4 protein-coding genes are annotated in these 3,858 nt (G+C 63.2%); 3 read left to right on the top strand and 1 reads right to left on the bottom strand.

The window, feature by feature from the left end; genetic code table 11:
- Positions 1-84 precede the first annotated feature (84 nt).
- Genes IQ241_RS24990 through IQ241_RS24980 form a run of 3 tightly spaced genes read left to right on the top strand, consistent with a single transcriptional unit; the run spans position 85 to position 2,310 of the window.
- On the top strand, positions 85-1,002 hold the full coding sequence (locus IQ241_RS24990; protein WP_193912499.1) for an NAD(+) kinase: 918 nt from the start codon (positions 85-87) through the stop codon (positions 1,000-1,002).
- Positions 1,003-1,034: 32 nt separating this feature from the next.
- Complete coding sequence (gene nblR / locus IQ241_RS24985) at positions 1,035-1,718, top strand: response regulator transcription factor NblR (RefSeq protein WP_193912497.1); 684 nt, start codon at positions 1,035-1,037, stop codon at positions 1,716-1,718.
- Positions 1,708-2,310, top strand: a complete 603-nt coding sequence (locus IQ241_RS24980; RefSeq protein WP_322743797.1) for a DUF192 domain-containing protein — start codon at positions 1,708-1,710, stop codon at positions 2,308-2,310. Before nblR ends, IQ241_RS24980 begins: the two co-directional genes overlap by 11 nt.
- 25 nt (positions 2,311-2,335) lie before the next feature.
- Here IQ241_RS24980 and hflX read toward each other — a convergent pair.
- The coding region (gene hflX, locus IQ241_RS24975) for a GTPase HflX (protein ID WP_228022087.1) at positions 2,336-3,858 on the bottom strand (1,523 nt) is incomplete at its 5' end.

Raw genomic sequence — 3,858 nt, 5'->3', positions numbered from 1 at the left:
CACTTCCCATGTTCAACCCCCCCCCAAAAACGGTAGCCTAGAGAATACATCCGAAATTCGCTGTTCGCGTTCACTGGAATCTTCGTGCCCAAGGCTGGCATCATCTACAACGACATCAAACCGGTAGCCTGTGAGGCGGCTAAGGCACTTCAGGTCAAACTGGCGGCGCTGGGTTATGACGCCCGGATGGCGACAGGAGCCGGTGGCATCCTGGGCTACTCACAGCCGAATAAGCCAGTTTGCCATACGCCGGTCGGCAGCCTGGTGCCCGATGGCTTTGACTCAGAGATGGAGTTTGCAATCGTGCTCGGCGGCGACGGTACGGTGATGTCGGCCTTTCGCCAGGTGGCCCCGGCGGGGATACCGCTGCTGACGGTGAATACCGGTCATATGGGCTTTCTCACCGAGACCTATTTGAACCGGCTGCCGCAGGTCTTAGAGCAGGTGGTGGCGGGCGACTATCAGATCGAAGAGCGGGCGATGATGGTGGTGCAGCTGCGCGATCGCAATCAGCTGGCCTGGGAAGCACTCTGCCTGAATGAGATGGTACTGCACCGCGAACCGCTGACCAGCATGTGCCACTTTGAGGTGCAGGTGGGCGGCCATGCACCAGTCGATATCGCCGCCGACGGCATTATTATTTCGACCCCCACTGGTTCTACGGCCTACTCTCTCTCAGCGGGCGGCCCGGTGATTGCGCCGGGGGTTTCCGTCCTGCAGCTGATTCCCATCTGCCCCCACTCGCTGGCGTCGCGGGGGCTGGTGTTTCCCGATAGCGAGACGGTGAAGATTGCCTCGGCCAACCCCGACCCGCTGGTGCTGGTGGTGGACGGCAACGCAGGCTGCTATGTGATGCCAGAGGATCGGGTATGTTTAGCGCGATCGCAGTATCCGGCCCGGTTTCTGCGGCTGCGACCACCGGAATTTTTCCGTGTGCTGCGCGAAAAGCTAGGATGGGGGCTGCCCCACATTGCCAAGCCGACTTCGGTCGAACTGCCTTAGCCCACCGCCTGCCGCAACCCTAGGAGGGTCCTATGCTATCGCCAGCGCCCCAGGTTTTAGCGGTTATCGCCAGCGAAGAGCTGGCCCAACGCATTAGCCTCGACCTGCAAGAGTCGGGATATCAGCCGGTGCTGGCCGAAAGTCTGGCCGAGGGGGCGGCACAGTTCAAGCTAACCGATCCGGCCCTAGTGGTGATAGACCGCATCCTGGCAGGAGAGTCGGGGCTCGACCTGTGCATCGAAATCCGGGCGATTGGCTACCGTAAGCCGATTTTGCTGCTGATGTCGCGGGACGATCTGGGCGATCGGATTGCCTGCCTGGAGTCCGGGGCCGACGACTATTTTCTCAAGCCCTATCGCAGCGATGAGTTTATCCGCCTGGTCAATACCTACCTCCAACCCAGCGCCAGCGGCAGCGAGCAGATGCGCTTTGGCGAGCTGACGCTGGACCTAGCCAACCGCAACGCCATTCGCAGCGGTCGCATCATTGACCTGACGATGAAAGAATTTGAGCTGCTCAAGTACCTAATGGAGCATCCGCGGGAGGTGCTGACCCGCAAGCAAATTTTGGAAAGCGTCTGGGGCTACGACTTTATGGGCGAGTCGAACGTGATCGAGGTGTACATTCGCTACCTGCGGCTTAAAATTGACGGGGAAAATGAAAAGCGGCTGATTCAAACCGTTCGGGGGGTGGGCTATGTGCTGCGTGAAACCTGATGCCGCGATCGCGGGCTTCTGCCGCCGGAGCTGGCAGCTTTCCCTAGTGGGGCTGTCCTGCCTGCTGCTCAGCTGCTCGGTGCCTGGTGCCATCTCTGAATCGCCTACGCCCGCCGCCGAGACCGACCCGATGACGCTGCCCGCCGATCGCCCTACCCCCGCCGCTGATTCTACGGCCCCGCTACCGGAAACGACGCTGCTCGGTCCGGGCCAGCTGCTGCCCGTCACTGCTGAAGCTGAGATGGCCGGGCAGACCTTTCAGCTGGAGGTAGCCGAGACGCCCCAGCAGCAGGCCATGGGATTGATGTACCGAACGCCGCTGCCCGACAATCGCGGCATGCTATTTTCCTTTGCTTCGCCCCGCCGCACTGCCTTTTGGATGAAGGATGTCCCAGTGCCGCTGGATATGGTGTTTTTACGCCAGGGGCAGGTGGCCGCGATCTCGCCTAGCGTCCCCCCCTGCGAAACCGACCCCTGCCCAACCTACGGCCCGGGCTCCCAGCTGATCGATCAGGTGATCGAGCTGCGGGCCGGCCGAGCTGCCGAAATTGGCCTTCAGCCGGGCGACCCGGTGACGATTTCGCCGCTGTAGGCTGCTTTCTCGGGCGTATCTAGGCTTACTGGGACGGCACCTGGGGTTCAGCGACGGCGTAGTCAATCAGCTGGAGCAGCTTCTGCCGCAGCGTTTCCAGGCCCAGCCGATGCGCAGCGGCAATAAATACCGCCTGGGGATATTCGTCCTGGGCCAGGGCCAGCGTATCGCTATCCACCTGGTCCAGCTTGTTGAACACCAGCAGAATCGGGCCGGGGGTCAGCGGCATCTGAGCCAGCAGGCCCATCACCGAGCGGATATGCTCCTGCCAGGCCGGATGGGAGAGGTCTACCACATGCAGCAGCGCGTCGGCTTCGGTCACCTCTTCCAGGGTGGCGCGGAAGGCGTCGAGCAGGGCCGGGGGCAGGTCTTGGATGAAGCCCACCGTGTCGGTGAGGACAAAGCTGCGGGGCTGGTGGGTCTCGGCATCGGCGACGGTGAGCCGCCGGGTGGTCGGGTCGAGGGTGGCGAAAAGCTGGTCAGCGGCGTAGACCTCGGCATCCGTCAGAATATTCAGCAGGGTCGATTTGCCCGCGTTAGTGTAGCCGACGACGGCGACTGAGGGCACGGTCTGGCGCTGCCGCTGCTGCCGCAGCCGGGCGCGGTGGGCCTGGAGCTGGTCCACCTGCTGCTGGAGCCGCGAAATCCGCTTTTGGATCGCCCGGCGTTCGGTTTCCAGCTTGGTTTCACCGGGGCCTCGGGTGCCGATACCGCCGCCCAATCGGGACATCGCCTGGCCGCGCCCGGTCAGGCGAGGCAGCTGATATTCCAGCTGGGCTAGCTCTACCTGAAGTTTGCCTGCGCCGGTCTTGGCCCGCTGGGCAAAGATATCGAGAATCAGCTCGGTGCGGTCAATCACCCGCACGCCGATGCGCTTTTCCAGATTGCGCCGCTGGGCCGGGGTGAGGTTGCGATCGCACACCACCAGGTTCGCCCCCACCGTCTGCACCGCCAGGGCAATTTCTTCCACCTTACCGGCCCCTAGTACGGTCTGGGGATGGGGCCGTGATCGCTTTTGCTGCACCGTTTGCAGCACGTCGCCGCCCGCCGTTTCAACTAGCCGCGATACCTCCAACAGCCCGTTTTGAAACGCCGTCTCGCTCGTCTGGTCGGTCATCAGCCCCACCACCAGGACGCGATCGTGGTCGCTATCGACCTGCTGGGCGACAAAGACATGGCGAAATTCCGCTTCCAGGCCCTCGGCTAGCGCCAGGAAGTCCTGTTGGCTTACGTCCTCTAGGCTGAGCGGGGCAGAAACGGTCCAGCGCTGCTCCGGGTCGGGCACCACATGGGCCACGTAGGCCTCGCGCACATAGCCGGTAGCGCCGCCGCCTCGGCGCTGAAATCCGCTGCCGCTCAGGGTCAGCAGCACCAGCGCATCCAGCCGCTGGATGGCCATGGCGGTAAGGACGCTGTGGCTGGGCGCTTCGACCTTGAGCTGGGTAGCGACGCAGCGAATGCCGCAGAGGCGCTCGGCCCCGTAGCGCGGCAGCTCCATCAGCGGAATCTGGGTCTGGCGTGGCGTCCCCACCCCCACCCGGATCACGT

Origin of the sequence: Vasconcelosia minhoensis LEGE 07310, from assembly GCF_015207255.1 — a bacterium.
GTDB lineage: Bacteria > Cyanobacteriota > Cyanobacteriia > Phormidesmidales > Phormidesmidaceae > Vasconcelosia > Vasconcelosia minhoensis.
Note: the sequence above shows the minus strand (reverse complement) of the source record. Positions and strands in the feature narration are given on the sequence as shown.

Excerpts from the sequence above, each read along its gene's own strand:
- nblR (WP_193912497.1), top strand. The coding sequence starts at position 1,035 with ATGCTATCGCCAGCGCCCCAGGTTTTAGCGGTTATCGCCAGCGAAGAG.